This window comes from Streptomyces toyocaensis, assembly GCF_000725125.1.
Classification (GTDB): domain Bacteria; phylum Actinomycetota; class Actinomycetes; order Streptomycetales; family Streptomycetaceae; genus Streptomyces; species Streptomyces toyocaensis.
This window is the reverse complement of the sequence record NZ_JFCB01000023.1, coordinates 47945-73688: the sequence shown is the minus strand read 5'-3', so window position 1 is coordinate 73688 and position 25744 is coordinate 47945. Positions and strand designations below refer to the sequence as shown.

The 25744-nt window shown below is 71.2% G+C and carries 24 protein-coding genes; 11 read left to right on the top strand and 13 right to left on the bottom strand.

The genetic code is table 11. The features are described from left to right. The first annotated feature begins 1 nt into the window (after position 1). Positions 2–223 carry an FmdB family zinc ribbon protein gene (locus BU52_RS22810; RefSeq protein ID WP_037937401.1) on the top strand — a complete coding sequence of 74 codons (222 nt, stop codon included), beginning with the start codon at positions 2–4 and terminating at the stop codon, positions 221–223. Between the two features lie 48 nt (positions 224–271). Further along, the gene (locus BU52_RS22805) at positions 272–1054 is read left to right on the top strand and encodes a DedA family protein (protein ID WP_107061242.1); all 783 of its coding nucleotides are present in this window, start codon (positions 272–274) and stop codon (positions 1052–1054) included. Between the two features lie 28 nt (positions 1055–1082). Here BU52_RS22805 and BU52_RS22800 read toward each other — a convergent pair whose 3' ends face one another. Genes BU52_RS22800 through BU52_RS22790 form a run of 3 tightly spaced genes read right to left on the bottom strand, consistent with a single transcriptional unit; the run spans position 1083 to position 5688 of the window. Continuing rightward, positions 1083–1895 (bottom strand): HAD family hydrolase, encoded by an 813-nt coding sequence (locus BU52_RS22800; RefSeq protein WP_037937399.1) that lies wholly within the window; start codon positions 1893–1895, stop codon positions 1083–1085. After that, the gene (locus BU52_RS22795; protein WP_037937397.1) at positions 1895–4516 is read right to left on the bottom strand and encodes a phosphoribosyltransferase; all 2622 of its coding nucleotides are present in this window, start codon (positions 4514–4516) and stop codon (positions 1895–1897) included. The genes BU52_RS22800 and BU52_RS22795 overlap by 1 nt, the downstream gene beginning before the upstream one ends. Before the next feature lie 5 nt (positions 4517–4521). Continuing rightward, positions 4522–5688 carry an HpcH/HpaI aldolase/citrate lyase family protein gene (locus BU52_RS22790; RefSeq protein ID WP_037937396.1) on the bottom strand — a complete coding sequence of 389 codons (1167 nt, stop codon included), beginning with the start codon at positions 5686–5688 and terminating at the stop codon, positions 4522–4524. A gap of 172 nt (positions 5689–5860) precedes the next feature. Here BU52_RS22790 and BU52_RS22785 point away from each other — a divergent pair, with 172 nt between their 5' ends. Further along, positions 5861–6796, top strand: a complete 936-nt coding sequence (locus BU52_RS22785; RefSeq protein WP_037937394.1) for a TerD family protein — start codon at positions 5861–5863, stop codon at positions 6794–6796. A 45-nt stretch (positions 6797–6841) separates the two neighbouring features. Here the strand turns inward: BU52_RS22785 and BU52_RS22780 are convergent, their stop codons facing one another. The 6 genes from BU52_RS22780 to BU52_RS22755 all read right to left on the bottom strand — a co-directional run bounded on the left by BU52_RS22780 (position 6842) and on the right by BU52_RS22755 (position 11312). Next, positions 6842–7579: a TerD family protein gene (locus tag BU52_RS22780; protein WP_037937392.1), complete on the bottom strand. Its 738-nt coding sequence runs from the start codon at positions 7577–7579 to the stop codon at positions 6842–6844. A 138-nt stretch (positions 7580–7717) separates the two neighbouring features. Then, positions 7718–8857 carry a DUF475 domain-containing protein gene (locus tag BU52_RS22775; RefSeq protein ID WP_037937390.1) on the bottom strand — a complete coding sequence of 380 codons (1140 nt, stop codon included), beginning with the start codon at positions 8855–8857 and terminating at the stop codon, positions 7718–7720. A 50-nt stretch (positions 8858–8907) separates the two neighbouring features. Then, a complete protein-coding gene (locus BU52_RS22770) occupies positions 8908–9483 on the bottom strand; it encodes a TerD family protein (protein WP_037937388.1) in 576 nt (191 codons plus the stop codon). Between the two features lie 133 nt (positions 9484–9616). After that, positions 9617–10192, bottom strand: a complete 576-nt coding sequence (locus BU52_RS22765) for a TerD family protein (protein WP_037937384.1) — start codon at positions 10190–10192, stop codon at positions 9617–9619. A gap of 113 nt (positions 10193–10305) precedes the next feature. After that, positions 10306–10764, bottom strand: coding sequence for a peroxiredoxin (locus tag BU52_RS22760; protein WP_037937381.1), 459 nt, complete (start codon positions 10762–10764; stop codon positions 10306–10308). Between the two features lie 110 nt (positions 10765–10874). Further along, complete coding sequence (locus tag BU52_RS22755; protein WP_037937378.1) at positions 10875–11312, bottom strand: DUF3052 domain-containing protein; 438 nt, start codon at positions 11310–11312, stop codon at positions 10875–10877. 404 nt (positions 11313–11716) lie between these two features. Between BU52_RS22755 and aceE the strand changes: the two genes are divergently transcribed. Both aceE and BU52_RS22740 read left to right on the top strand, forming a co-directional pair. Beyond that, positions 11717–14464 carry a pyruvate dehydrogenase (acetyl-transferring), homodimeric type gene (aceE, locus tag BU52_RS22745; RefSeq protein WP_037937373.1) on the top strand — a complete coding sequence of 916 codons (2748 nt, stop codon included), beginning with the start codon at positions 11717–11719 and terminating at the stop codon, positions 14462–14464. A 78-nt stretch (positions 14465–14542) separates the two neighbouring features. Beyond that, entirely contained in the window at positions 14543–15304 is a 762-nt protein-coding gene (locus BU52_RS22740; protein ID WP_051858526.1) for a potassium channel family protein, read from the top strand. Between the two features lie 48 nt (positions 15305–15352). On the opposite strand, the gene BU52_RS22735 is transcribed toward BU52_RS22740, so the two are convergent. After that, a complete protein-coding gene (locus BU52_RS22735) occupies positions 15353–15661 on the bottom strand; it encodes a hypothetical protein (protein ID WP_037937372.1) in 309 nt (102 codons plus the stop codon). A gap of 240 nt (positions 15662–15901) precedes the next feature. Continuing rightward, the gene (locus BU52_RS22730; RefSeq protein WP_037937370.1) at positions 15902–17521 is read right to left on the bottom strand and encodes an MFS transporter; all 1620 of its coding nucleotides are present in this window, start codon (positions 17519–17521) and stop codon (positions 15902–15904) included. A 111-nt stretch (positions 17522–17632) separates the two neighbouring features. Between BU52_RS22730 and BU52_RS22725 the strand changes: the two genes are divergently transcribed. The 3 genes from BU52_RS22725 to BU52_RS22715 all read left to right on the top strand — a co-directional run bounded on the left by BU52_RS22725 (position 17633) and on the right by BU52_RS22715 (position 20509). After that, on the top strand, positions 17633–18295 hold the full coding sequence (locus tag BU52_RS22725; RefSeq protein WP_037937368.1) for a TetR family transcriptional regulator: 663 nt from the start codon (positions 17633–17635) through the stop codon (positions 18293–18295). Between the two features lie 81 nt (positions 18296–18376). Further along, positions 18377–19594, top strand: a complete 1218-nt coding sequence (locus tag BU52_RS22720) for an alpha/beta hydrolase (RefSeq protein ID WP_037937366.1) — start codon at positions 18377–18379, stop codon at positions 19592–19594. Between the two features lie 66 nt (positions 19595–19660). Continuing rightward, complete coding sequence (locus BU52_RS22715; RefSeq protein ID WP_037937489.1) at positions 19661–20509, top strand: DUF4429 domain-containing protein; 849 nt, start codon at positions 19661–19663, stop codon at positions 20507–20509. 49 nt (positions 20510–20558) lie between these two features. Here BU52_RS22715 and BU52_RS22710 read toward each other — a convergent pair whose 3' ends face one another. Together BU52_RS22710 and BU52_RS22705 are read right to left on the bottom strand one after the other, a co-directional pair. Then, a complete protein-coding gene (locus tag BU52_RS22710) occupies positions 20559–21578 on the bottom strand; it encodes an aldo/keto reductase (protein ID WP_037937364.1) in 1020 nt (339 codons plus the stop codon). After that, positions 21575–22039 carry a MerR family transcriptional regulator gene (locus BU52_RS22705; protein WP_435857026.1) on the bottom strand — a complete coding sequence of 155 codons (465 nt, stop codon included), beginning with the start codon at positions 22037–22039 and terminating at the stop codon, positions 21575–21577. Before BU52_RS22705 ends, BU52_RS22710 begins: the two co-directional genes overlap by 4 nt. Positions 22040–22140: 101 nt before the next feature. Between BU52_RS22705 and BU52_RS22700 the strand changes: the two genes are divergently transcribed. From BU52_RS22700 to BU52_RS22690, 3 genes are all read left to right on the top strand, one after another. After that, the gene (locus BU52_RS22700) at positions 22141–22611 is read left to right on the top strand and encodes a GNAT family N-acetyltransferase (RefSeq protein ID WP_037937361.1); all 471 of its coding nucleotides are present in this window, start codon (positions 22141–22143) and stop codon (positions 22609–22611) included. 18 nt (positions 22612–22629) lie between these two features. Continuing rightward, a complete protein-coding gene (locus BU52_RS22695) occupies positions 22630–23451 on the top strand; it encodes a serine hydrolase domain-containing protein (RefSeq protein WP_037937360.1) in 822 nt (273 codons plus the stop codon). Between the two features lie 684 nt (positions 23452–24135). Beyond that, entirely contained in the window at positions 24136–25710 is a 1575-nt protein-coding gene (locus BU52_RS22690) for a S8 family peptidase (protein WP_037937357.1), read from the top strand. Positions 25711–25744 lie beyond the last annotated feature (34 nt).

Below are 25744 nucleotides of genomic sequence, written 5' to 3'. Positions count from 1 at the left end.
CATGCCTCGCTACGAGTACCGCTGCCGGACCTGCGGCGACACCTTCGAACTGAGCCGCCCCATGGCGGAGTCCTCCGCGCCCGCGGCCTGCCCGGCGGGCCACGACGACACGGTGAAGCTCCTCTCCACGGTCGCGGTGGGCGGTACCGCCTCCGCCGCCGCGCCCGCTCCGCCCGCGGGCGGTGGCGGTGGCGGCTGCTGCGGCGGTGGCTGCTGCGGCTGACGGGCCGCCTTCAGGGTCCCTTCAGCTTCGCGTTCCTAGCGTGAGGGCATGACATCCGGCGCAGCGCTCACGATCACGGCGGCCGCGGACGGGAGTGCCGGGCCACGATGGGTCAACGACCTCATGGACGCCATGGGCGCCCCCGGGGCCGGCCTCGCGATCGCGCTGGAGAACCTCTTTCCGCCCCTGCCCAGCGAGGTGATCCTGCCCCTGGCGGGGTTCGCCGCGAGCAGCGGGCGGATGGGTCTGGTCGAGGTCCTGCTGTGGACCACGATCGGCTCGGTGATCGGCGCGCTCGCGCTGTACGGGGTGGGCGCCCTGCTGGGCCGTGACCGGACCGTGGCGATCGCGGGCCGGCTGCCGCTGGTGAAGGTCGCGGACATCGAGAAGACGGAGGCGTGGTTCCTGCGGCACGGGACCAAGGCGGTGTTCTTCGGCCGGATGATCCCGATCTTCCGCAGTCTCATCTCCGTGCCGGCCGGTGTGGAACGCATGCGGCTGCCGGTGTTCCTCGGCCTGACCACGCTGGGCAGCGCGATCTGGAACACCGCGTTCGTGCTCGCGGGCTACGCGCTGGGCGACAACTGGCAGCAGGTGACGGCCGTCGTCTCGGCGTACTCGAAGGTGGTCCTGGCCGGGGCCGCGCTGGCCCTGGTGGCGTTCGTGGTGCTGCGGCTGACGCGCTCGGGCGCCGGCCGCCGCAGGCGGGACCGGCGAGGGGGCACGGACGGCCCGCGCACGCCGCACCCCGCCGCCGGTCACGGCGACGGGAGCGGCTCCGCCGAGGGGTGCGACCCCGCCGACACGATGGCCCTGCGACGCCGGCGCTGACGCGCCGGCCGCGTGGCCCTACGGCCCCTCACCGAGGTGAGCGCACCGTCCGCAGCAGTTCGCGCAGGATGCGCTCGCCGGCCAGCACGCCCCGCTCGGGCAGGGCCCTGATCGCGGGCGCCGTCCAGGCGGCGTCGGCGAGTTCGCCGTGGCCGGGGCGCCAGCCCCGGTCGGCGGCGAGCAGCAGGTCGGCGTCGAGCAGGGAGTCGCCGGCGGCGAGGGTGAGGTCGGCGCCGGTGCGCCGGGCGACCTCGCGCACGGCCGCGCTCTTGGTGAGCGGCTTGGGCACGGCGTAGATCTTCCGGCCCTGGAGGGACACCGTCCAGCCGCGGTTCTCCGCCCACACCGCGAGCTCCTTCACCCACTCCTCGCTGAGCAGCTCACGCTCGACGACGAGGTAGGCGAACAGGTCCTCGGCGACGCGGTGCTTGCGCACCCACACCGGGTCGGCGGTCCGCAGCAGGTGCTCCTGCACCTCGGCCAGCGGGGCGCACTCGTCGGCCAGCCGCGCGAGCACCCGCGCGTGCCAGTCCCGGTCCGTCTCGCCGTCGACGAGCAGGTGGCCGCCGTTGGCGCAGATCGCGTAGGCGGGCTGCGGGCCGGGCAGGCTGATGCGCTGGTACTGCTTGCGGGTGCGGGTCGTCGTGGGGACGAACAGGGCCTCGTCACCGAGGTCGGTGAGGAGCTGGGCCGCGGTCTCCGTCATGTACGACAGGGGCTTGCTCTCGTGGACCTCCACGCACAGCAGCCGGGGTGCGCGCGCGTCCGGCATGGTCAGCGCGAGGGCGGCGGCGGAGTAGATGAGGGTTCGGTCCAGATCGCTGGCGACGACGACGGACATCAGCGGGTCACCGCCCTGCCGTCGGCGCCGGTCGCGCCCCGGGTGAACCGGGGGTGGATCAGCCCCACGCAGGTGTAGGGCAGTCCGTCGACCTCCTCGACGGGCACGCCGCGCTGTCCCGCGAGCAGGCGGACGTGGTCGAGGTCGCCGCCGGCTCCCGCACGGGCCAGCACCTTCCAGGGCACCCGGCGCAGCAGCACCCGGGTGGTCTCGCCGACGCCGGGCTTGACGAGGTTCACGTCGTGGATGCCGTACTCCTCGCTGATGCGCTCGACCGCGGCCCAGCCCTCCCAGGTGGGGGTGCGGTCGGCGGAGAGGAGTTCCTTGGCCTGGGCGCACGCCGCGTCCATGACGTCCGGGAAACGGGCGGAGACGGCGTCCAGGAACGCCACCGACAGGTCCGCCCCGGCGAGTTCGCGGTAGAACTTGGCTCCGTGGAAGTCGTCCGGGCCGACCAGGTCGGCGCGGAGCACGGTGCGGGAGATCAGGCCGGAGACGGTCGAGTTGAGGCAGGCGGAGGGGATCAGGTAGTCCTCGCGAGTGCCGTAGGTACGGACACAGGAGCCGGGGTCGGCGAGGACCGCGATCTCCGGGTCGAAGCCGCTGACCCCCTCCGCCCTCTCGAACTCCCTGATGGCCTGGGCGAGTTCGCGGGTGATGGCGCCCTTGCCCGTCCAGCCGTCGACGAAGACGACGTCACGCGGGTCGTGGTGGGCGGCCAGCCAGCGCAGGGCGTTGGCGTCGATGCCCCTGCCGCGGACGATGGAGACGGCGTAGTGGGGCAGGTCGAGCTGGTGGCGGTGCTGTGCCCAGCGGCGCATCAGGATGCCGACCGGGGTGCCCGCGCGGGCCAGGGAGACGAGCACCGGCCGGGGGGACCGTTCGGTGAGGACGGTCTCGGTGACCACACCCACCGCGTGGGCCAGCCGGGCCGCCGACTCCTTGAGCGCCGCGTGGAACAGCTCCTGGTACCGCTCGCTCGGCTGGTACTCCACGGGCAGCGACTCGGCGTAGTGGGCGCCGCCGCTCTGGATGGCCTCCTCGCGCTCCTCGGTCGGCGCCTCCAGGGTCACGTCCGAGAGGTCCTGGAGCAGCCAGCCGACCTCCTCGGGCGCGTACGACGAGAAGGCGGGGCCTCTGAGGGGCTCGGGCAGCATGGTGGCGGGCCTTTCGGGGGCGTCCTGTCGGGCGTCCTGGGATGCGGGTACGTACGACGGTACGACCGCGAGGAGGACCTGCGGGGTGTGGGCGGCGAGCCGGGCGAGCAGGCCGTCGGGGGCGTGCAGCGCGGGGGTGTCGGCGGCCGAGTCGACGACGGCGACCACGGCGTCGAAGCCTCCGCCCGCGACGTTGTAGGCGTAGCGCTCACCGGGACCGTCGGCGGGGTCGTCGTGGGCGGGGAAGACCAGGCGGGTGCGTATCGCGTAGCCGGGGTCGTCGACGGCGAGGACGGGTGAGCGGGTGGTGGTGGAGAAGCGCACGTCGGCGCCGGTGGTCCGCTCCAGCTCGCCCGCGAGGCGCAGCGGGGCGTACATCAGCTCCTCGAAGCCGAGGACGAGGACGCGGCGCGCGTCGTCCGGGAGTGCCTCGGCGAGGCGGGCCGCCATGCCGGGGAGTGCGTGTTCGAGGCGGGCCCGGTGGGCGGGGGTGAATCCGTGGCGTCCGCCGTCGGGGAGGCCGGGGGGCCAGCGCAGGTCCACGCGCGTGAGCGTGTCGTGCGAGTGCGGGCCGTCGGGGGCCGGTCGCGCCCGCGCGGCGGTAGCCGCAGATCCGGCTGCGTCCCGCGCCCCCGGGTGGGTCGTCCGACCGTCGGCCACGGAACTCGCGGAGGCGTCAGCACCCTTCAGGGGCGCGGGGAACTGCGCGACCGGCCCCGACGCGGCCGCGGTCGCCCGACCACCCGGCGTGGCACCCTCGTACTGCGCCACCAAGGACTGGCCCTTCTCCAGGACACCGTCAGGCAACCGCACCGTGCCCGACGCGGTCGTCACCAGGTCGATGCGCGCCCCGATCTCGCGGGCGAACCCGTCCAGGCGCCCGGCGTCGGCGGGCGAGCGCATGTCGACGAGGGCCACCACGACGTACCGCGTCCGCGGATACCGCGCGTGCAGATCCCGAACGGTGTTCAGCACCGTGTTCCCCGTGGAGAACTCGTCGTCCACCAGGACCAGCGGGCCCTCGCCCGCGAGCAGCAGGGGGTTCTCCGGAAGAAGCAGGTGGGACGTCGCGTGCGAGTGGGACTCCTCGAAGCCCCCGGCCGTGGCCGTCCCCGCGACCGGGCGGCGCGTGGAGTGCAGGTACGGCGCCGCACCCAGACCGTCGGCGACGGAATGCCCCAGCCCGGTGGCGGTCTCGGCATACCCGAGGACGACCGCCGCCTCCGCCTCGTCGCCCAGCAGCTCGCGCACCCGGCGCCCGAGTGCGACGCCGTGGCCGTGCACGACGGACGGGGACTGCGGCACGTGCTTGCCGAGGACGTTGGACACGAGCAGGTGGGCCCGCTTGGGGTTGCGGCGCAGTGCCAGTCCCAGCAGGTCGGGCAGGCTCTCGTCGCCGGCCAGCTCGACCCCGAGCCGGCGCGTGACCCAGCTGCCGGACCATGTGTTCACAGCCTTCTCCATCCCGGTCAGTCCACCAGCCCCGCCGCGAGCAGTTCCACGAAGCCGACGTCCTCGTTCGCCACGCCAAAGACCTCCGCGCGCAGCAGGGTCCGTTCGGCCCAGGCGCGGTGCGGCTTCACCTCGTTCATCTTGTTCGTGTACGACGACCTGAGTACACCCCCGCCGTCGCGTTCCGGACGGACGATGTCCCGGGCGTCGCTGAACTCCTCGTGACTGACGACGGACAGCGCGTGCACGGGCAGCACGTGGGAGGGGTGGATGCAGGTCTTGCCCAGCAGGCCGTTGGCACGGTCGAGGGAGATCTCCCGCAGGAGGCCGTCCATGGCGTGCTCGATCAGTTTCTCGCGCAGCGCGACCGCCTGGACCTCATGGAAGGGGCTCTGCCGCAGCAGCGGCTTGAACATGCGCTCCTGGACCCGGAAGTACTCCCAGACCGGTCCGGTCACGGTGAACCCGGTGCCGTCGGCCCGGCCCAGCATGTTGACGACGTCGGAGATGACCGAGGCGACCACCTGGATGTCGTACGCCGTCATGTCGGGCCCCCGGCGCAGGCCGTAGGAGGAGCAGAAGTCGGTGACGCCGAGACGCAGGGCCAGCACGCGGTCGCGGTACTTGTCGACCGCGCGGAAGATGCCCTCGAGGGTCTCCACGCGGGACTCGCGGTAGAGCAGCTCGGGCGACTCCAGCACGGGCATGGCGAACAGCCGGTGGCCGGTTTCGGCCTCGGCGGTGGTGAGGGCCTCGAGGAACGGCAGGCCGCGTTCGGCGGTGAACTTGGGCAGGACGAATCCGGACAGCAGGCGGACGGCGGGACCGAGCCGGCGGGCGAGGTCGGGGATCTGCTCGGGGACCCGGACACGGATGAACAGCAGCGGCAGGTCGGCCCCGGGCCTCCCGGCCAGGTCGGCGAACTGGCGTACGAGGTTCTCCTCGCCGGCGGTGACGTCGGCGTCGTTGATGGAGTCCTCCAGGCACAGCACCATCGAGACCACACCGCGTCCGCCCTGCTTCACGACGTCGTCGGCGAGCCGGGGCCTGGTCGCGGGGCTGTAGAGCGTGGCACCGAGGGCGGCGGAAAGCAGCCGGGCCGGGGAGTCGGGCGTGAACTCGCCGGGTTCCCGGTAGAAGAGACGTTTCCGCACAGCAGGGGCGATGTGCCCGAAATGACGCATGGAACTCCCCCGTGCCTCAGTGGAATCAGTGGAATGTCGGAAGGTGGCCGGTAATAGTACGTAGAGATGCATGTCGGCGGTTCCCGCCAGGCATGAACATCAGGTAACCCGCCTGTGTCGACCCGAACCCCCCGCATTGTCGTGACCAGGACGGAGAAGGCAGGATGACCACATGACGCACGCGATGCTGAAGGGGTCGAACGTCCCTCTCGAGGCCACCACCGTACGCGCCGTACTGCGCTGGTCGCCCGGGCAGGGGGTACCGGACGTCGACGCCTCCGCGCTGCTCCTCGGTCTCGACGGCCGTGTGCGCTCCGACGAGGACTTCGTCTTCTACAACCAGCCCCGGCACCCGTCCGGGAAGGTGTGGCGGCTCGGCAAGAAGCGCGTCGCCGAGGGCCTCACCGACACGATCCAGACAGACCTCGCCGGTGTCGAGTCCGGCGTCGGCCGGATTCTGCTCGTCGCGTCGGCGGACGGCGTCACCTTCGACCGCGTACGCGCGCTGCGCATTCTGCTGTACGACGCACAGGCCGCCGAAGGGGAGGCACTGGCGTACTTCGACATCAAGCCGGAGACCGGCCAGGAGACGGCGCTGATCTGCGGTGAGCTGTACCGGCGCGGGGACGGCTGGAAGTTCCGGGCGCTCGGCGAGGGCTACTCGAACGGGCTGAAGGGCCTGGCGACCGACTTCGGCATCTCGGTGGACGAGTCGGAGGCCGCGCAGGAGCCCGACGGGGCCGACGCCACGCAGGCCGCGCCCGCCACGACACAGACCCAGGCCCAGGCCGACGCGACCTCGCCCGACGCCCTGACCCAGCCGCAGGCCCCGCTCGTGCCGCCGGCCCCCGAGGTGTCGCGGCCCCTGCCGCCCGAGCAGCCGGCGGGGGTGCCCGCGCAGCCCGCGTACGGCTATCCGCCGCAGCAGCCCCCGGCCGCCCAGCCCGCCTACGGCTATCCGCATCCGGCGAGCCGCCCCGCCTACGGCTACCCGCCCGCGCCCGCCACGGCCGCACCGTCGGCGTACGGCTTCCCGCCGCCGGCGCCCGCGTCCCCCGACCCGGACTTCCGGCTGCCGCCGCAGGGCCCCCAGTTCATCGGGCGCTAGCGCACCGGCCCCGCCCGTCGCACGGGCGGGGAGCCGTGGCCCCTCTCACCGCTCGGCCTTCGTCTTGAAGCCCCTGCCCCACTGCAGTCCCCACCCGTAGAGGCGGTCCAGCTCGGCCTGGAAGCCGTACACGAACTTCACCTCGCGGCGGACGACGATCTCGTCCCTGACGTTCTCGATCATCACCACCGCGCAGGACCGGGCCTGTGGATGACGCTCGTCGAGGCCGATCTCGATCCGCGGGCCGTTGCTGGGGTAGAGGGTGACCATCGCGTGCGTCCGGTCGAACGCGGGCGTCTGGTCGTAGATGTAGACGAAGACCAGCAGGCGCTTGAGGTTCTCCCGCTGGTCGAGGTTGACGTACATCGTCTCGCCCGAGCCCGAGCCGAACCGGTCGTCGCCGCTGAGCTTGACGTACGGCGGCGCGTTGACGTCGCCGAGGAAGCCGCCGAGCGGCTGGACCACGCCCTTGGTGCCGTCCTGGAGTTCGTAGAGACAGCCGAGGTCGAGGTCGACGTTGACCATGGACTGGCTGTGGCCGACGACCTCCGGCGGCTTGAGCGCCTTGAAGGGGTGGCGCAGCAGGCTCTCCCGCTGGGGGCCGCCGAAGTCTGAGGTGCGCATCCGCCAGCTCAGATTGATCCGCAGATGGCCGGTGGCCGCGTCCTGCTTGGTCAGGGACACCTGACCGTACCGTTTGGTCAGTTCGATCGCGTTGCTGGCCGCGCTGCCCGAGTCGAAGGCGCTCTCACGTCCGCGCCACAGTCCGTCCAGGAAACCCATTCCCGCCCCACGTCCGCTCGTCGAACCCCCGCCCGTGTCCGCCGGGCACCCCTGTGTGCCGGGCGGCCGACGGGGCGGCCACCGAGGAGTGGTCCTCGGTGGCCGCCCCGTCGAGAGCGTTCCTCACCCGGGAGGCTGTCACACCCCGGAGGAGACCTCAGTCTTCACGGCGTCCTTTCCCTCGGTCTCCGCGATCCGCTTGTTACGGCGGACGGACGACCAGAAGGAGGCGCCGATCAGGATGACGCCGAGGGAGCCGGTGATGAGCTCGTGGATCTCGTACTGGATGGTGACGAGCAGGATCAGCGCCAGGGCGCCGATCGCGTAGTGGGCGCCGTGCTCCAGGTAGACGTACTCGTCGAGCGTGCCCTGGCGGACCAGGTAGACCGTGAGGGACCGGACGTACATGGCGCCGATGCCGAGGCCGAGCGCCATCAGGACGATGTCGTTGGTGATGGCGAAGGCGCCGATCACGCCGTCGAAGGAGAAGGACGCGTCCAGGACCTCCAGGTAGAGGAACATGAAGAACGCGGCCTTGCCGGCCAGGGCGACCCCCGTGCGGGGTTTGCCCTCCTGTGCGGCCTTCTCCTCCTCCTCGTGCTCGCGCTCCTCCTCCTCTTCGAGCTTGTCCTCGAAGTAGCCGGAGAGACCGCCCACGATCATGTAGGTGATCAGGCCCGCGATACCGGCGAGCAGGACGGTGGACGACTTGTCGACGTGCGCGCCGCCGTGCTGGTGGGCGTTGGTGGCGAAGGTGACCGCGGAGATCAGCAGGATGATCAGCGCGATGCAGACCGACAGCATGTCGATCTTGCCGAGCTTGGCCAGCGGGCGCTCCAGCCAGGCCAGCCACTTGATCTCCCGGTCCTCGAAGATGAAGTCCAGGAAGATCATGAGCAGGAACATGCCACCGAACGCGGCGATCGCCGGGTGGGCGTCGGTGACGAGCTCCTGGTAACGGTCCTTGTCGCTGAGCGCGAGGTCGACCGCCTCGATCGGCCCGAGCTGGGCACTGACCGCGACGATGACGACGGGGAAGACCAGCCGCATGCCGAAGACGGCGATCAGGATGCCGATGGTGAGGAAGATCTTCTGCCAGAAGGCATTCATCTTCTTCAGGATCCCGGCGTTGACCACCGCGTTGTCGAAGGACAGCGAGATCTCGAGGATCGAGAGGATCGCCACGATTCCGAAGGCGGTCCACCCCCCGAAGAGGATCGCTGCGACCAGGCCGAGCGCGGTGACCGCGAACGACCAGCCGAAGGTTTTCAGAACCACTGGCTACCCCAGGTGTTGTGTACGGGTCTCCCCCGCTGCCGTGATCGGCTTTACGAAACGTTGACTCCGAAGTCTAGAGCGATGCCGCGCAGCCCCGACGCGTACCCCTGTCCCACTGCACGGAACTTCCACTCGCCCTGGTAGCGGTAGAGCTCGCCGAAGATCATCGCGGTCTCGGTGGACGCGTCCTCGCTCAGGTCGTAGCGGGCGAGCTCCTGGCCGTCCGCCTGGTTCACCACGCGGATGAAGGCATTGCTGACCTGGCCGAAGGTTTGGCCGCGCTCGTCGGCCATGTGGATGGAGACCGGAAACACGATCTTGTCGCACCGGTCCGGCACCTTGGAGAGGTCGACCAGCAGGGACTCGTCGTCGCCGTCACCCTCGCCGGTGAGGTTGTCACCGGTGTGCTCCACCGAGCCGTCGGGGCTCGTGAGCTGGTTGTAGAAGATGAACCACTCGTCGCCCATGACCCGGCCGCCGTCGCACATCAGCGCGCTGGCGTCGAGGTCGAAGTCGGCTCCGGTGGTGGAGCGCGCGTCCCAGCCGAGCCCGATCATGACCTGCGTGAGGTTGGGTGCGGCCTTGGACAGGGAGACGTTCCCCCCTTTGGCAAGCGTGACGCCCATGATGCTGGTCCCCCTCCGTGTGGTGTTCCTCAGGTGGTCCTGCGCGTCCGGCGCCGCACGTAAACCGTGCGGCGCCGGGCGGTGTGGCCGCGGTGGGCGGCCTGGCCCGGGCGTCACCGCCCGGGTGGTCGTCTCAGACGTTCACGCCGAAGTCCTGCGCGATGCCGCGCAGGCCCGAGGCGTAGCCCTGGCCGATGGCGCGGAACTTCCACTCCGCGCCGTGCCGGTACAGCTCGCCGAAGACCATGGCGGTCTCGGTGGAGGCGTCCTCCGACAGGTCGTACCGGGCGATCTCGGCGCCGCCGGCCTGGTTGACCACGCGGATGAACGCGTTGCGCACCTGACCGAAGGACTGCTGGCGGTTCTCGGCGTCGTAGATGGAGACCGGGAAGACGATCTTCTCGATGTCCGCCGGGACACCGGCGAGGTTGACCTTGATCTGCTCGTCGTCGCCCTCGCCCTCACCGGTGAGGTTGTCGCCGGTGTGCTCGACCGAGCCGTCCGGGCTCTTGAGGTTGTTGAAGAAGACGAAGTTGGCGTCGCTGCCGACCTTGCCCGAGTTGTTCAGCAGCAGGGCGCTGGCGTCCAGGTCGAAGTCGGTGCCGGTCGTCGTGCGGACGTCCCACCCCAGTCCGATGATGACCGCGGTCAGGCCCGGCGCCTCCTTGCTCAGCGATACGTTGCCGCCCTTGCTGAGGCTGACTCCCACGAGTCCTCCATTGGTGTCCTGGGGCGGGGTGCCCCGTAGTGCGTCGGATGTCGGATCAACGAGTCGATCCTAGTGAGGGGTTCCCGGGGCCCGCAGGCCCTGGAAACGAACAATCACAGCGCGTCGAGCGCTTTCACGTACTCGTTCAGGTCCCGGGCGTCCGGCAGACCGTTGACGACGGTCCAGCGCACGACGCCGTCCTTGTCGATGACGAACGTCCCGCGCACGGCGCATCCCTTGCCCTCGTCGAAGACGCCGTAGGCGCGGGAGACGTCGCCGTGCGGCCAGAAGTCGCTGAGCAGCGGGTACTCCAGGCCTTCCTGCTCGCCGAAGACGCGCAGGGTGTGGATCGAGTCGTTGGAGACGGCGAGCACCTGGGTGTCGCGGTCGGAGAACTGCGGCAGGTTGTCGCGGACCTCGCACAGCTCGCCGGTGCAGACGCCGGTGAAGGCGAACGGGTAGAAGAGCACCACCACGTTCTTGCGGCCGCGGAAGTCCGACAGCCGCACGGCCGCACCGTGGTTGTCCTTGAGCTCGAAGTCCGGGGCCTTGTCGCCGACCTGGATCGCCATCGTCGTGTTCATCCCTTCGAGGGTGGGTCGCTCCGACCCACCCTACGCAGGGAGTACGACAGACCGGCGGACGGGCCGACGCGTGACGCGACCGGCCCGTCCGGGACGGTTCACCGCTTCGACTTGGCGGCCTTCGGGGTCGCCAGCCGGCTGCCGCTCCAGTCCTTGCCCACGCTGACGCTCTTGGACGCCGTCAGACCCGCCGTGGTCGCGGCCTCCGAGATGTCGCTCGGCTCTACGTAGCCCGAACGGCCGGTCTTCGGCGTGAGGAGCAGAATCGCGCCGCCCTCTTCGATGTACGTGCCGGCATCCACCAGCGCGTCCGTCAGGTCGCCGTCGTCGTCGCGGAACCACAGCACAACGGCGTCAGCCACGTCGTCGTAGTCCTCGTCGACCAGGTCACTCTCGATGACGCCCTCGATGGCCTCGCGGAGCTCCTGGTCGACGTCGTCGTCGTAGCCGATTTCCTGGACCACCTGCCCGGGCTGGAACCCCAGCCTGGCGGCAGGGTTCGTCCGCTCCTCCGCGTGGTCCGCGGTCGCGCTCACGGGTTGCCTCCTGATCATGTCTTGGGAAATAACTCAGCCACGCGCGTGCGCGAAGCATTGGCCGTAGTCCACACGGGCGGGACCGATCGCGCAAGTACCCGGCCGTGCAGACCGCCGAAACGGTGACGATCCTGGCCGGGTCACCGCAACTCCAGGCACACCATCATGGCCCGCGGTGACGCACACCACACCCATGTGCCCCGTTTGGGCGTTTGGGAACCGTCTGTGGGTACGAGACTCGAATGTACTCGCCCCATGCGTCACCGTACCGGTCCCGCGTCCGGATTACCTCTCGGTAGAGATGACGGGCGCGGCGCCGGGGTGGACCATGGGGAGCGGCGCAATCCGGGCCGTACCGGCGAGACGGCGGCCCTTTCACGGCCCTCTGACAGGTAAGGAACAGCGTGGCTTCCGCATCCGATCGCAACCCGATCATCATTGGCGGCCTTCCGAGTCAGGTTCCTGACTTCGATCCCGAGGAAACGCAGGAGTGGCTCGACTCCCTCGACGCCGCGGTCGACGAGCGCGGCCGGGAGCGGGCCCGGTATCTGATGCTGCGGCTGATCGAACGTGCCCGCGCCAAGCGTGTGGCCGTCCCCGAGATGCGCAGCACCGACTACGTCAACACGATCCCGACCCGGGCCGAGCCGTTCTTCCCGGGCAACGAGGAGATCGAGCGCAAGATCCTCAACGCGACCCGCTGGAACGCCGCCGTGATGGTCTCGCGCGCCCAGCGGCCGGGCATCGGGGTCGGGGGCCACATCGCCACCTTCGCGTCCTCCGCGTCGCTGTACGACGTGGGGTTCAACCACTTCTTCCGCGGCAAGGACGAGGGCGACGGCGGCGACCAGGTCTTCTTCCAGGGCCACGCCTCGCCCGGCATCTACGCCCGCGCGTACCTGCTGGACCGGCTGAGCGAGCGGCACCTGGACGGCTTCCGCCAGGAGAAGTCCGCGGCGCCGTACGCCCTGTCGTCGTATCCGCACCCGCGGTCGATGCCGGACTTCTGGGAGTTCCCGACCGTGTCGATGGGGCTCGGCCCGATCGGCGCGATCTACCAGGCGCGGATGAACCGCTACATGCACGCGCGCGGCATCGCGGACACGTCGAGGTCGCACGTGTGGGCGTTCCTGGGCGACGGCGAGATGGACGAGCCGGAGTCGCTGGGCCAGCTGACCATCGCCGCGCGCGAGGGCCTGGACAACCTCACCTTCGTCGTCAACTGCAACCTGCAGCGGCTGGACGGTCCTGTGCGCGGCAACGGCAAGATCATCCAGGAGCTGGAGTCGGTCTTCCGGGGTGCCGGCTGGAACGTGATCAAGCTGGTCTGGGACCGCACCTGGGACCCGCTGCTCGCCCAGGACCGCGACGGTGTGCTGGTCAACAAGATGAACACCACGCCGGACGGCCAGTTCCAGACGTACGCCACCGAGTCGGGCGCGTACATCCGTGACCACTTCTTCGGCGACGACCACCGGCTGCGCGCCATGGTCGAGGGCATGACCGACGACCAGATCCTGCACCTGGGGCGCGGCGGACACGACCACCGCAAGATCTACGCGGCGTACAAGGCGGCGGTCGAGCACAAGGGCCAGCCGACGGTGATCCTCGCGAAGACGGTCAAGGGCTGGACGCTGGGCCCGAACTTCGAGGGCCGCAACGCCACGCACCAGATGAAGAAGCTGACGGTCGACGACCTCAAGCACTTCCGGGACCGGCTGCACCTGCCGATCTCCGACAAGGACCTCGAGTCCGGCCCGCCGCCGTACTACCACCCGGGCCCGGACACGGAGGAGATGCAGTACATGCACGACCGCCGCCGGTCGCTCGGCGGCTACGTGCCGACGCGGGTGGTGCGGTCCGAGCCGCTGCGGCTGCCCGAGGACAAGACCTACGCGACCGTGAAGAAGGGCTCCGGTCAGCAGTCCATCGCGACGACCATGGCCTTCGTCCGGCTGCTGAAGGACCTCATGCGGGACAAGGAGCTCGGCAGGCGGTTCGTGCTGATCGCGCCGGACGAGTACCGCACGTTCGGCATGGACTCCTTCTTCCCGAGCGCGAAGATCTACAACCCGCTCGGGCAGCAGTACGAGTCCGTGGACCGGGAACTGCTGCTCGCCTACAAGGAGGCGCCCAACGGGCAGATGCTGCACGACGGCATCTCCGAGGCGGGCTGCACTGCCTCGCTGATCGCGGCGGGGTCGGCGTACGCCACGCACGGCGAGCCGCTCATCCCGGTGTACGTCTTCTACTCGATGTTCGGTTTCCAGCGCACCGGCGACCAGTTCTGGCAGATGGCCGACCAGCTCGCGCGCGGCTTCGTCCTGGGCGCGACGGCGGGGCGCACGACGCTGACCGGTGAGGGTCTGCAGCACGCGGACGGCCACTCCCAGCTGCTGGCGTCCACCAACCCGGCCTGTGTCGCGTACGACCCGGCGTTCGGTTTCGAGATCGCGCACATCGTGAAGGACGGGCTGCGCCGGATGTACGGCGGTGACGAGGAGCATCCGCACGGCGAGGACGTCTTCTACTACCTGACCGTCTACAACGAGCCGATCCAGCACCCGGCCGAGCCCGAGAACGTGGACGTCGAGGGCATCCTCAAGGGCCTCTACCGCTTCAGCGAGGGCACGGCGGGGTCGCTTCCGGCGCAGATCCTGGCGTCCGGGGTCGCGCTGCCCTGGGCGATCGAGGCGCAGAAGATCCTCGCCGAGGAGTGGGACGTCAAGGCCGACGTCTGGTCGGCGACGTCCTGGAACGAGCTGCGGCGCGAGGCGGTGGACTGCGAGCGGCACAACCTGCTGCACCCGGAGGAGGAGCAGCGGACGCCGTACGTGACGCGCAAGCTGGCGGCGGCGCGGGGGCCGGTGGTGGCGGTGTCGGACTGGATGCGGTCGGTGCCGGACCAGATCGCGCGCTGGGTGCCGGGGACGTACCAGTCGCTGGGCGCCGACGGGTTCGGCTTCGCGGACACCCGTGGGGCGGCCCGGCGCTTCTTCCACATCGACGCGCAGTCGGTCGTGGTGACGGTCCTGACGGAACTGGCCCGCGAGGGCCACGTCGACCGCTCGGTCCTGAAGCAGGCGATCGACCGCTACCAGCTTCTGGACGTCGCGGCGGCCGACCCGGGGGTGGCGGGCGGCGACGCCTGACGGCCCTCGCGGTCACGGACCGTCACGGGCCGGCGGCCCCACCGGGCCGCCGGCCCGTCCGTGCCTACGATGCCCCCCATGGCCGAACCGACTGCACTGGACCGCTGGGAGCAACACACCCAGGTCCCCCTGATGACTCTGGCCGTCCTCTTCGCGGTCGCCTACGCGCTGCCGATCGTGGACCCGGGCGCGGCGCGGCCCCTGCTGACCGCCTGCCAGGCCGTGAACTGGGGTGTGTGGTGCGCGTTCGCCGTCGACTACGCGGTCCGGCTGTGGCTGAGCGAGGACCGGACGCGGTTCGTGCGCGGCAATCCGCTGGCGCTGCTCGCGGTCGCGCTGCCGCTGCTCCAGCCGCTGCGGCTGCTGCGGCTGGTGTCACTTCTGCTGCTGGCCGGGCAGCGGGCGCGGCTGGCTTCGCAGATCCGGGTGACGACGTATGTCGCCGGCTGCTGTCTCGGGCTGCTGGTCTTCGGCGCGCTGGCCGTGCTGGAGGTGGAGCGGGGCCGGCCGGACGCGACGATCCACACGCTGGGCGACGCGGTGTGGTGGGCGTTCACGACGATGACCACCGTGGGGTACGGCGACATGGCGCCGACCACCGGATGGGGCCGGATACTCGCGATCGGGCTGATGCTCTCCGGGATCGCGCTGCTCGGTGTCGTCACCGCGAACATCGCGGCATGGTTCATCGCGCGGTTCGAGATGGACGACGAGGAGGAACGCCGGCAGACGGCGGCCATCCACGCGCTGGCCGAGGAGGTACGGTCCCTGCGCGCGGAGATCACGGCGCTGCGGCAGGCGGCGGATCCGGCACCCGGGCCGCCGCGCGGAACGGCGTGAGCGAGGGCCCCCGGCGCCCCACCGGGGACCCTCGCTCGTTCGCCCGGGTCAGAACATGCCGTACCCGGGGGTCGGCCCGGCCAGCCAGATGAGGGCCAGGAGCGTGTCGATGGCGCCCAGGATGAGGGCGACCAGGGCCGGCACCGAGCGGGAGCCCCCCGCCCAGCTGCGGCCCATGGCGAGCCACCCGCAGACCATCGCCACCGGACCGAGGACGATCCCCAGCACGAAGAAGCCGGCGACCGCACAGATGGCCCCGATGATCCCGAGCGTCGCGCGATCCGGCCCGGACCGTGACCACGTCCGGCCACGTGTGCGGGGGTGCCTGCGCGTTCCGTGTCCGAAGCTCGCCATCATCAACTCCCTTGAGGGTGTGTTGACATGGCGGGTACCCCCGCTTCCGCGGTGAATTCATGCCGCGGCGAAGGCCGGTGGGGCCGCTGCCCGCGCGCTGCCCCCCTCCGGCAGCGCGCCGCAGCCGGCGCCCTCCATGCCCTCTCAGGACCTGACCCACTGTGACCCGGGGTGCCTTCCCGTGGGGAGAGATCACCGCGTCGCTTCACCCTGACGAGCGACACGGGGTCACACGACGGCCCGTCAGATGTGGCCGACGCCCGCGCCGGCCTCCGCGTTCTGGCCGCGCTTGGTGAGGAACGCGACCAGCACCGCCACCGCGGCGACCCCGGCGGCCACGAGGGACGCCAGGCTCATGCCGGAGATGAAGGTGTCGTGGGCGACGTCGGTGATCTTCGCGGCGATCGCCCCGGGCGTGCCCTCGGCCACCGGCGCCACACCGACCTGGACCGCCTCGGAGGCCTGACCGGCCTGTTCCGGGGTGAGCGGCGGAAGCCCTGCCTTCGCCCAGTTGCCCTCGAGGTCGCTGTCCACCTTGGAGGCCATCACGGCGCCGAGCACGGCCGTGCCGAGACTGCCACCGACCTGCATCGCGGCCTGCTGGAGACCACCGGCGACGCCGGACAGCTCCAGCGGCGCGTTGCCCACGATGACCTCGGTGGCACCGACCATGACGGGGGCGAGGCCGAAACCGAGGAGGGCGAACCAGAGCGACATCATGCCGCTGCCGGTGTCCTTCTCCAGCGTGGACATGCCGTACATGGCCAGCGCGGTGAACGCCATGCCGCCCGCCAACGGGATGCGCGGGCCGACCTTGGTGATCATCGCGCCCGCGAGCGGCGAGCCGACGATCATCATGCCGGTGAGCGGCAGCAGGTGCAGACCGGCGTCGATCGGGCTCATCCCGTGCACGTTCTGCAGGTAGAAGGTGACGAAGAACAGACCGCCCATGAAGGCGATGGCCATCAGGACCATCAGCACCACACCCGCGGACAGCGGGACGGAACGGAACAGCCCCAGCGGGATGAGCGGCTCCTTGACCTTCGTCTCCCAGACGGCGAAGGCCCCGAAGCCGGCGAACGAGGCGAAGACGAAGGTCCAGGTGAAGCCGTCGCCCCAGCCCCACTCCGGGGCCTTGATGAGCGCCCACACCAGGCAGAACATCGCACCTGACAGCAGGGCTATCCCGAGCAGGTCGAAGGAGCGCGGCGCGTTCTCCGCGCGGTGGTCGAGCAGGATCCACACGCCGAGCGCGACGGCGAGGACACCGACCGGCACGTTGATGAAGAACACCGACTGCCAGTTCACGTGCTCGACGAGGACACCGCCGAGGATCGGGCCGCCGGCCGTGGAGGCACCGATGACCATGCCCCAGATGCCGATCGCCATGTTGAGCTTCTCGGCCGGGAACGTGGCCCGCAGCAGACCGAGGGCGGCCGGCATGAGCAGGGCGCCGAACAGGCCCTGGAGCACACGGAAGACGATGACCAGCGCGATGCTGTCGGACAGACCGATGGCTCCCGAGGCTGCGGCGAAGCCGACGACGCCGATGAGGAAGGTCTGCCGGTGCCCGAAGCGGTCGCCGAGCTTGCCCGCGGTGATCAGGCAGACCGCGAGGGCGAGGAAGTAGGCGTTGGTGATCCACTGGACCTCGGCGAAGGTGGCGCCGAGGTCCCTGGCGATCGCCGGGTTCGCGATGGCCACGATGGTGCCGTCCAGGGCCACCATCATGACCCCCACGGCGACGGTCACGAGGGTGAACCAGGGGTGCCCGCGCAGCCCCTTGCCCGGCGCGGCACCCGACGGGGCACCCGACGGCCCGTCCCCCGGTCCCGCCTTGTCGATGATGGTCTGACTAGTCATGCGTTCGAGGCTAGTGTCAGTCGCTGACAGATCACAAACCCGTTCACCGGCCGGCCACTGACACGACATCCGCCTATAGCGTGAACCGGGGACAGTGTTCAAGGAGGAGCCATGAAGACGGTCGGGACCGCTGTGGGCGCGCCGCCGCGGCCCGGTCTGCGGGAGCGCAAGAAACAGCGCACCAGGGACGCGCTCGTCCGGGCCGCGCTGGAGCTGATCGCCGCGCGCGGGTACGAGGGGACGACCGTCGACGACATCACCGCGGCCGTCGAGGTCTCCCAGCGCACCTTCTTCCGCTACTTCGCCAGCAAGGAGGAGGTGGCGTTCTTCGTCACGCGGCTCGCGGAGTCGCACGTCGTCGACGCCGCGCGCGGACGCCCGCCGGGCGAGGCGCCGCTGGAGGTGCTGCGCCGGGCCGTGCTGGACAGCTGGGACACCATCAACGAGGCCGTGGAGCAACTGGTCCCGCTGGACCTGCACCTGCGGGTCTACCGGGTCATCGAGTCGACGCCCGCCCTGCTCGCCGCCCATCTGCGCCGCGCGTCGGAGCTGGAGGAGGAACTGGCGCGCATCATCGCCGAGCGCGAGGGCCTCGACATGGACGCCGACCCCCGGCCCAGGATCCTGGTGGCCGCGTTCGGCGGGGTGATCCGGGTCGCGGAGCGGCGCTGGTCCACCGGCGACGACGTCAGCGTCGCGGCCATGAAGGAGGTGATGACGACCTGTCTGGACCATGTGGGCCCGGCGCTCGCGGGGAACTGGCGTGCGGGGTGATCCCCGAACCGGCCACCCGAAACGTGATACCGGTCACTTGGTTCACGCGAGACACTCCCGTTCTCCTAGTGTGTCCTTCCAGTGACTTCCTTCGACACCTCCCCGCAGCTCAACGTGTGGCGTGCGCTCCTCGCGCTCGCCGTCGTCTTCGTGATGCTGACGACCACGGGCTGGACGGCACTGCGTCATGAGCGGCACCCGGCCCCGCTCCAGGCATCACTCGGCGCGTGGGAGAAGGGCCGGATGGCCGGCCACCGGCTGCCCGATCCGCAGTCGGCCCCCGCGCGGCTGGCCCGGTTCTTCGCCTCCCTCACCGAGGCGCAGCGCACGCAGCTCGCGCACCGCTATCCGCTGGCGGTCGGCAACATGAACGGCGCGCCGGTCGAACTGCGCTACCGCGCCAACCGCATCGCGCTGCGGCAGGCCCGCGCGGTCGAGGCCGAGCGCGTGCACGACAGCCGCCTCACCGCCTCGGGCCAGCGCCAGGCCGCCCGCAGGCTGGACCGCCTGGAGGCGCTGATGCGCCCGGGCCGGCACATCCTCGCCTTCGACCCGGCGGGCTCCGGCCGGGTCGCCGAGGTCTTCGGCGACCTGCGGGGCGCCGAGCGGGTCTCGGTCGTCGTCCCCGGTGTCGACACCGACCTGCTCACCTTCCAGCGCACGCACCGCGCCCACTCCGCCCCCGTCGGCATGGCGAAGTCCCTGTACGCAGCCGAACGCGACGCCGACCCCGCCACCCGTACCGCCGTGATCGCCTGGGCCGACTACACGGCGCCCAGCGGACTCGGCATGGACGCGGCCACGGCGATGCGCGCCGAGGACGGCGCCCAGCGGCTGGACGCGCTGGTGCGCGGACTGCCCGGGCTCGCACCGGTCTCGCTGTTCTGCCACAGCTACGGCTCCGTGGTGTGCGGGATCGCCGCCCACTCCCTGCCGGAGCGGGTGGCCGACATCGCGGTGGCCGGCAGCCCCGGCATGCGGGTCGAGAGGGCCTCCCAGCTGCACACCACCGCCCGGGTGTGGGCGATGCGGGACGCCGACGACTGGATCCAGGACGTGCCGTACCTGGAGCTCGGCGGCCTCGGACACGGTGCCGACCCGGTCGCCGACGGGTTCGGGGCGAGGGTGCTGTCGGCACGGGAGGCGGAGGGCCACGCCGGGTATTTCGTGCCGGGCACGGACAGTCTGCGGAACTTCGCCGAGATCGGCGTTGGCGCGTACCGCGCGGTGTCCTGTGCCCGTCAGGACGACGTGTGCCGGGCGGGTTTGTCCGGTACGACCACTACCGGACGCGCGTAGAGACGGAGATACTGCGGTATGCGCGGGGAGGGGACGGAGAAGCTCGTGCCGCATACGATGAGCCGCATGGGTGACGTGTTGGCCGGTTTTCATGCCGCCTGGGAGTTCGAGTCCGACTCCGTGGTCATCCGGTACGAACGGGGAATTCGAACACCCAGGCTGTTCCAGGCACTCGGGGAGCGGCGCGTGCCGCTGGAGGCGATCGAGGGCGTGACCCTCACGCCCGGCAGGCGCGGCACCGTGGTCCTCCGTGCGGAGCTGCGGCCCGGCGCCGATCCGCTCCTGGAGGCGGCGGCCGGGCAGCTGAAGGAGAGCAGCGACCCCTACCGGCTGGTGCTGCCCGCCGAGCGCGAGACGCTCGCCGAGTACTACGCCGACGGACTGCGCGGACAGCTCACCGAATCAGGTCCCGCCGAACGCCACCTGGTGGCCGCCCCCGAGGCGCCGCGGCAGTTCAAGGCGTACGACGCGAAGGCCGCCTTCGACGGTACGGCGGTGTCCTTCCGGTGGTTCTGGACGGGCGCGTCGTCGGCGAAGTGGAAGGCCGGGGACCAGCGGTTCCCCATCGGTGAGCTGAGCGGGGTGGAGTGGCGGTCGCCCGAGGTGTTCGAAGGGCATCTGCGGCTGTTGCGGCGGGACGCGGGGGCTCCGCCGGGGCAGGCGGATCAGGACCCGGCGGCGGTGGTGTTCGGGCTCGGGTACGGGCCGGTGCACGAGTCGCTGCCGTTCGCGGCGGCCGTGCTGGCGGCGGTGCGCGACTGCGCGCCGGTGCCGGCGATGTCCACGGCGCGTGCGCGCCGTGACCCCGCGGACATCGCCGAGCGGATCCGGCATCTCGGGGAGCTGCATCAGGCGGGGCTGGTGACGGACGAGGAGTTCGCCTCCAAGAAGGCGGAGCTGCTCGCGGAGTTGTGAGGCGACCGGGGCGCGGGCTTTCCCGGGTATCGGGTCACGCGGCCCGGCGTCACTCCCTGCCCGCGGAGGTGAACGTCATGTCCGCGTAGCGGGGGCCCGCGACCTTCTCGGCGATGGGTTCCAGCAGGGCCAGTTCCTCTTCGGTGAGGGTGATGCGGGTCGCCGCCGTGTTCTCCTCCACCCTGGCCGGTCTGCGGGTGCCCGGGATCGGGACGACCGGCAGGCCGTGGACCTCGGCCTGCCGGTGGACCCAGGCCAGGGCGATCTGGCCGAGGGACGCGTCGTGGGCCTCGGCGACGGCGCGGACGGGTTCCAGCAGGGCGGCGTTGGCCACCGCGTTGCCGCCCGTGAAGCGGGGCATCCGGCGGCGGAAGTCGTCGGCGGTGAGGTCCTGGCCGGCGTCGGTGAAGGAGCCGGTCAGGAAGCCGCGGCCGAGCGGGGAGTACGGGACGAGGGTCACGCCCAGCTCCCGCGCGGCCGGCACCACGTTCGCCTCGATGTCCCGGCTGAACAGCGACCACTCGGACTGCACGGCGGCGATCGGGTGCACCCCGTGCGCGGCGCGCAGTTCACCGGCGGTGACCTCGCTCAGGCCCAGGTGCTTCACCTTGCCCTCGCGCACCAGCTCCGCCATGACGCCGACGGTCTCCTCGATCGGCACGTTCACGTCCCGCCGGTGCATGTAGTAGAGGTCGATCACGTCGACGTCCAGGCGCTTCAGGCTCGCCTCGACGGCCTGGCGGATGTACGGCGCGTCGTTGCGGATGACCCGCCGGGCCGGGTCGTCCGGCGGGATGGCCAGGGCGAACTTGGTGGCGACGGCCACCTCGTCCCGGTGCGCGCCGAGGAAGGGGGCGAGGAACCGCTCGTTGTCCCCCGCGCCGTACGCGTCCGCCGTGTCGAAGAGCGTGACGCCCAGTTCCAGGGCCCGCTCCAGGGTGGCCCGGGAGGCGTCCGCGTCGGCGGGGCCGTAGGCGAAGCTCATGCCCATGCAGCCCAGGCCCTGGACGCCCACCTCGGGGCCGCCCTCGCCCAGTGCCGCCGTGCCGATGGTCCTGTAGTTGGTCATCGTGCCCTCTCCGACGCCGGGGCCCGCCCCGCGTCCGCGTAGAAGCTGATTTTCCGGTCGAGCACGGCGAGCGTGTCCTGGAGTTCGGCGATCCGGGACAGCACGTCCTCGCGGGTCTGCTTGAGCAGTTCGAACCGCTCCGTGTACGTGTGATCGCCCGAGCGGACCAGTTCCGCGTACCGCACCATGTCCGCGACCGGCATTCCCGTCAGGCGGAGCTTGCCGACGAGGGCGAGCCAGTCGAGGTCGCGGTTGCTGTAGCGCCGCTGTCCGGTGTGCGAACGGTCGATGTGCGGCATCAGTCCGATGCGCTCGTACCAGCGCAGGGTGTGCGCCGTCAGCCCGGTGAGGGCGGCGACCTCGCTGATCGTGTACGTGTCCGCGCCGTCCGGCCGCCGGTTGCCCTGCGGTGGCCCGGCGCAGGTGCCGGCGCTGGTGTCCGTGGTCTCCGTCTCCGTCACCGTCATGGCTCCCACGCTAGAACGCTGGAGTGCACTCCAAGCAAGCGGCGCGGGCGGGAAACGGGCGGACGCGGCGGCGGGTGACTCATTACCGTGCGGGTATGACCTCTGTACGCCGTGCCACGCCCGAGGACGCGGAGGAAGTACTGCGTCTGCGCCAGGTGATGATCGACTCGATGGCCCTGTCCGACCCGTCCACGGCCTGGCACGCCGCGTCGCTGCCCGTGCTGCGCGGCAGACTGTCCGAACCGGACGGCACCTTCGTGGCGTTCGTCGTGGACCACCCGGAGCGGCCCGGCGCGCTGGCGGCGCTGGTGGCCGGCTCGCTGGAGTACCGCATCGGCGGGGCGCGCGATCCCCACGGCACCGACGGCCACGTCTTCAGCGTCGCCACCGACCCGGAGACGCGCCGCCGCGGCTACGCGCGCGCCTGCGTGGAGGCGCTGCTGGAGTGGTTCCGCGAGCGCGGCGCCCGGCGTGTCCGCCTCACCGCGTCCTCGCAGGCCGCGCCGCTGTACGCCTCCCTGGGTTTCACGCCCAGGTCCGACCCCTTGCTGGAGCTGCTGCTCTGAGCGCTTAGGCTCGACGGCATGTCGCTGAAGAGCCTCGCACTGATCGAGAACTGGCCGGTTCCCACCGCCGCGGCGGGTGCCGTACGGGCGGACGGCACCGTCCTGGGCACCCACGGACCGGCCGGCCGCCGCTTCCCGCTGGCCTCGGTCACCAAGCCGCTCGCGGCGTACGCGGTGCTGGTGGCGTACGAGGAGGGCGCGATCGAGCTGGACGAGCCGGCGGGCCCGGACGGCTCCACGGTGCGGCACCTGCTCGCGCACACCTCGGGGCTGGCCTTCGACGAGCACCGCGTGACCTCGGCGCCCGGTGAGCGGCGGCTGTACTCCAACGCCGGGTTCGAGCAGCTGGGGGACCATGTCGCGAAGGCGACGGAGATCCCGTTCGACGCGTACCTGCGGCAGGCCGTGCTGGAGCCGCTGGGGATGACGGCGACCTCGCTGGAGGGCTCCCCCGCCAAGGACGGCGTGTCCTCGGTCGACGACCTGCTGCGGTTCGCCGCCGAGGTGCAGGCCCCGCGCCTGCTGGACCCGCGCACGGTCGCGGCGGCGATGACCGTGCAGTACCCGGGGACCAAGGGCGTGCTGCCGGGCTACGGCCACCAGAACCCCAACGACTGGGGGCTCGGCTTCGAGATCCGTGACACCAAGTCGCCGCACTGGACGGGCGCGTCGTCCTCGCCGCGCACCTTCGGCCACTTCGGGCAGTCGGGCACGTTCCTGTGGATCGACCCGGACGCCGGCGCCGCGTGCGTGGCGCTCGCCGACCGTGCCTTCGGCCCCTGGGCGGTCGAGGCGTGGCCGCCGTTCACGGACGCGGTGCTGGCGGAGCTGCGCGGCTGACCGACGAGGGCGATCCGCTCCGGCAGCCGTGGGCCACCGCCCGTGCTGCGGCAGCCCGGCAACGTCCTCGACTTCCGGCACGGCACGCCCGCACCTCGCCGCCTTCCCGGTCGCCCGGTGGCGCCAGTCCCCGCACCGGGCGTACGGACGGGCCGGCGCCGCCACGCTCGCCCGGGCCGGTAAGACGGCAGGCGCGTACTCCGCGGTGTCGCCGCCGGTCTCCACCAGGCCGCGGCGGCGAGGCTTTAGCCGATGGCTCACAGGCCTTGTCGGGCTTTCGGTGTCCGGCCGCCGAGGCCCGCAGGGGATCCCGGCGAAGGCCGCCGACGAGGTCAGGGACGGCCGCCACCAGGGGGAGCCGCCGGGCGGCGAGGCCCGGGGAGCCGGGTGACCACTGTGACGGTGATCTCGTTTGGGCAGCGCACCTGTCACGGTTGATGACCTTGTGTCAGTCGGTCTTTGTGGCGCGGACGTTACAGCTGGCCGAAACCCCTTGTGCAATCCGCGTAGAACGTTCAATCTTTCGGCTGGCGACAGGGAAAAGCAGACGGGGCCAGAGCGTCCACGTTTGGCATGTACCTGACCATTCCTGTGCTGGAAGACCCGGTACGGGCGTTCGCCTCGTGCGGCTCACGCGGGCGCACATCCCCCCCCACTCCCCACCTGTCCAGGAGGAACCCCCACATGGCAGTGACGCGAAACCCCAGGCGGAGATCGCTCGCCGGAGTCTGCTCCGTGGCCGCGGCCGCGCTCGCCGGCGGCCTGCTCAGCGCGCTCCCCGCGCACGCCGCCGAGCCCGCGACCGGGACGATCGCCTACGCCGACGCCCCCAACGCGGTCGAGGACAGCTACATCGTCACCCTGAAGCCGGGCACCGAGGCCGGCTCCAGCAAGGGCCAGGGTGTAGCGAAGAAGCACGGCGCCACGGTCGAGCACACGTTCCGCCAGGCCGTCAACGGCTACACCGTCGAGGCCACCGAGGCCGAGGCCGCCAGGCTGGCCGCCGACCCCTCGGTCGCCCTGGTCGAGCAGAACCGCACCTTCACCACCCAGGCGACGCAGACCAACCCGCCGTCCTGGGGCCTGGACCGCATCGACCAGACCGCGCTGCCGCTGAGCGGCTCGTACACGTACGACGACACGGCCGGCCAGGGCGTCACGGCGTACATCATCGACACCGGCGTGCGCATCTCCCACAGCGACTTCGGCGGCCGCGCCCGCAACGGCTACGACGCCGTCGACGGCGACAACGTCGCCCAGGACGGCAACGGCCACGGCACCCACGTCGCCGGCACGGTGGCGGGCAGCGCCTACGGCGTCGCCAAGAAGGCCTCCATCGTCGGCGTCCGCGTCCTCGACAACAACGGCTCCGGCACCACCGCCGGCGTCATCGAGGGGGTCGACTGGGTCGCCGACAACGCGGTCCTCCCGGCCGTCGCCAACATGTCGCTCGGCGGCGGCGCCAGCACCACGCTGGACACCGCCGTGCGCAACGCCATCGCCGCCGGCGTCACCTTCGCCGTCGCCGCAGGCAACGAGTCCACCACCGCGACCGGCTCGCCGGCCCGGGTGACCGAGGCCATCACCGTCGGCGCCACCACGAACACGGACGCCCGCGCCAGCTACTCGAACTACGGCTCGTACCTGGACATCTTCGCCCCGGGCTCGTCCATCACCTCCGCCTGGTACACCGGCGACAGCGCCACCAACACCATCTCCGGCACCTCGATGGCCACCCCGCACGTCGCGGGCGCCGCGGCGCTGTACCTCGCGGACAACCCGTCGGCCAGCCCCTCGCAGGTCGCCTCCGCGCTGATCAACAGCTCCGTCTCCGGCGCCGTCGGCAACCCGGGCACCGGCTCCCCGAACCGTCTGCTGTACGTCGGCGGCAACGGCGGCACCACCCCGCCGTCGGGGAACACCTTCAGCAACACCGCGGACTACACGATCCGCGACAACGCGACCGTCGAGTCCCCGATCACCGTCAGCGGTGTCTCCGGCAGCGCCCCGTCGGCCCTGCAGGTGCCGGTGAACATCGTCCACACCTACATAGGCGACCTGACGGTCCAGCTGGTCGCGCCCGACGGGTCGGTCTACACCCTCAAGGCGTCCGGCACCGGCGGCTCGGAGGACAACATCAACACCACGTACACCGTGAACGCCTCCTCGGAGACGGCCAACGGCACGTGGAAGCTGCGCGTCACGGACAACTACTCCGCCGACACCGGCTACATCAACAGCTGGGGCCTGACCTTCTGACCCCCTTTCGGGTCCCGCTCCCGGCACGGTCCGC

Bases quoted from the DNA above. Each gene is read 5' to 3' on its own strand.
- BU52_RS22715 (WP_037937489.1), top strand. From the start codon at position 19,661: ATGGGTGACGTGTTGGCCGGTTTTCATGCCGCCTGGGAGTTCGAGTCC.
- BU52_RS22710 (WP_037937364.1), bottom strand. From the start codon at position 21,578: ATGACCAACTACAGGACCATCGGCACGGCGGCACTGGGCGAGGGCGGC.
- BU52_RS22760 (WP_037937381.1), bottom strand. From the start codon at position 10,764: ATGGCGATCCAGGTCGGCGACAAGGCCCCGGACTTCGAGCTCAAGGAC.
- BU52_RS22810 (WP_037937401.1), top strand. From the start codon at position 2: ATGCCTCGCTACGAGTACCGCTGCCGGACCTGCGGCGACACCTTCGAA.
- BU52_RS22805 (WP_107061242.1), top strand. From the start codon at position 272: ATGACATCCGGCGCAGCGCTCACGATCACGGCGGCCGCGGACGGGAGT.
- BU52_RS22790 (WP_037937396.1), bottom strand. From the start codon at position 5,688: ATGCGTCATTTCGGGCACATCGCCCCTGCTGTGCGGAAACGTCTCTTC.
- BU52_RS22770 (WP_037937388.1), bottom strand. From the start codon at position 9,483: ATGGGCGTCACGCTTGCCAAAGGGGGGAACGTCTCCCTGTCCAAGGCC.
- BU52_RS22700 (WP_037937361.1), top strand. From the start codon at position 22,141: ATGACCTCTGTACGCCGTGCCACGCCCGAGGACGCGGAGGAAGTACTG.
- BU52_RS22800 (WP_037937399.1), bottom strand. From the start codon at position 1,895: ATGTCCGTCGTCGTCGCCAGCGATCTGGACCGAACCCTCATCTACTCC.
- BU52_RS22740 (WP_051858526.1), top strand. From the start codon at position 14,543: ATGGCCGAACCGACTGCACTGGACCGCTGGGAGCAACACACCCAGGTC.
- BU52_RS22725 (WP_037937368.1), top strand. From the start codon at position 17,633: ATGAAGACGGTCGGGACCGCTGTGGGCGCGCCGCCGCGGCCCGGTCTG.
- BU52_RS22690 (WP_037937357.1), top strand. From the start codon at position 24,136: ATGGCAGTGACGCGAAACCCCAGGCGGAGATCGCTCGCCGGAGTCTGC.
- BU52_RS22785 (WP_037937394.1), top strand. From the start codon at position 5,861: ATGACGCACGCGATGCTGAAGGGGTCGAACGTCCCTCTCGAGGCCACC.
- BU52_RS22780 (WP_037937392.1), bottom strand. From the start codon at position 7,579: ATGGGTTTCCTGGACGGACTGTGGCGCGGACGTGAGAGCGCCTTCGAC.
- BU52_RS22730 (WP_037937370.1), bottom strand. From the start codon at position 17,521: ATGACTAGTCAGACCATCATCGACAAGGCGGGACCGGGGGACGGGCCG.
- BU52_RS22795 (WP_037937397.1), bottom strand. From the start codon at position 4,516: ATGGAGAAGGCTGTGAACACATGGTCCGGCAGCTGGGTCACGCGCCGG.
- BU52_RS22695 (WP_037937360.1), top strand. From the start codon at position 22,630: ATGTCGCTGAAGAGCCTCGCACTGATCGAGAACTGGCCGGTTCCCACC.
- BU52_RS22735 (WP_037937372.1), bottom strand. From the start codon at position 15,661: ATGATGGCGAGCTTCGGACACGGAACGCGCAGGCACCCCCGCACACGT.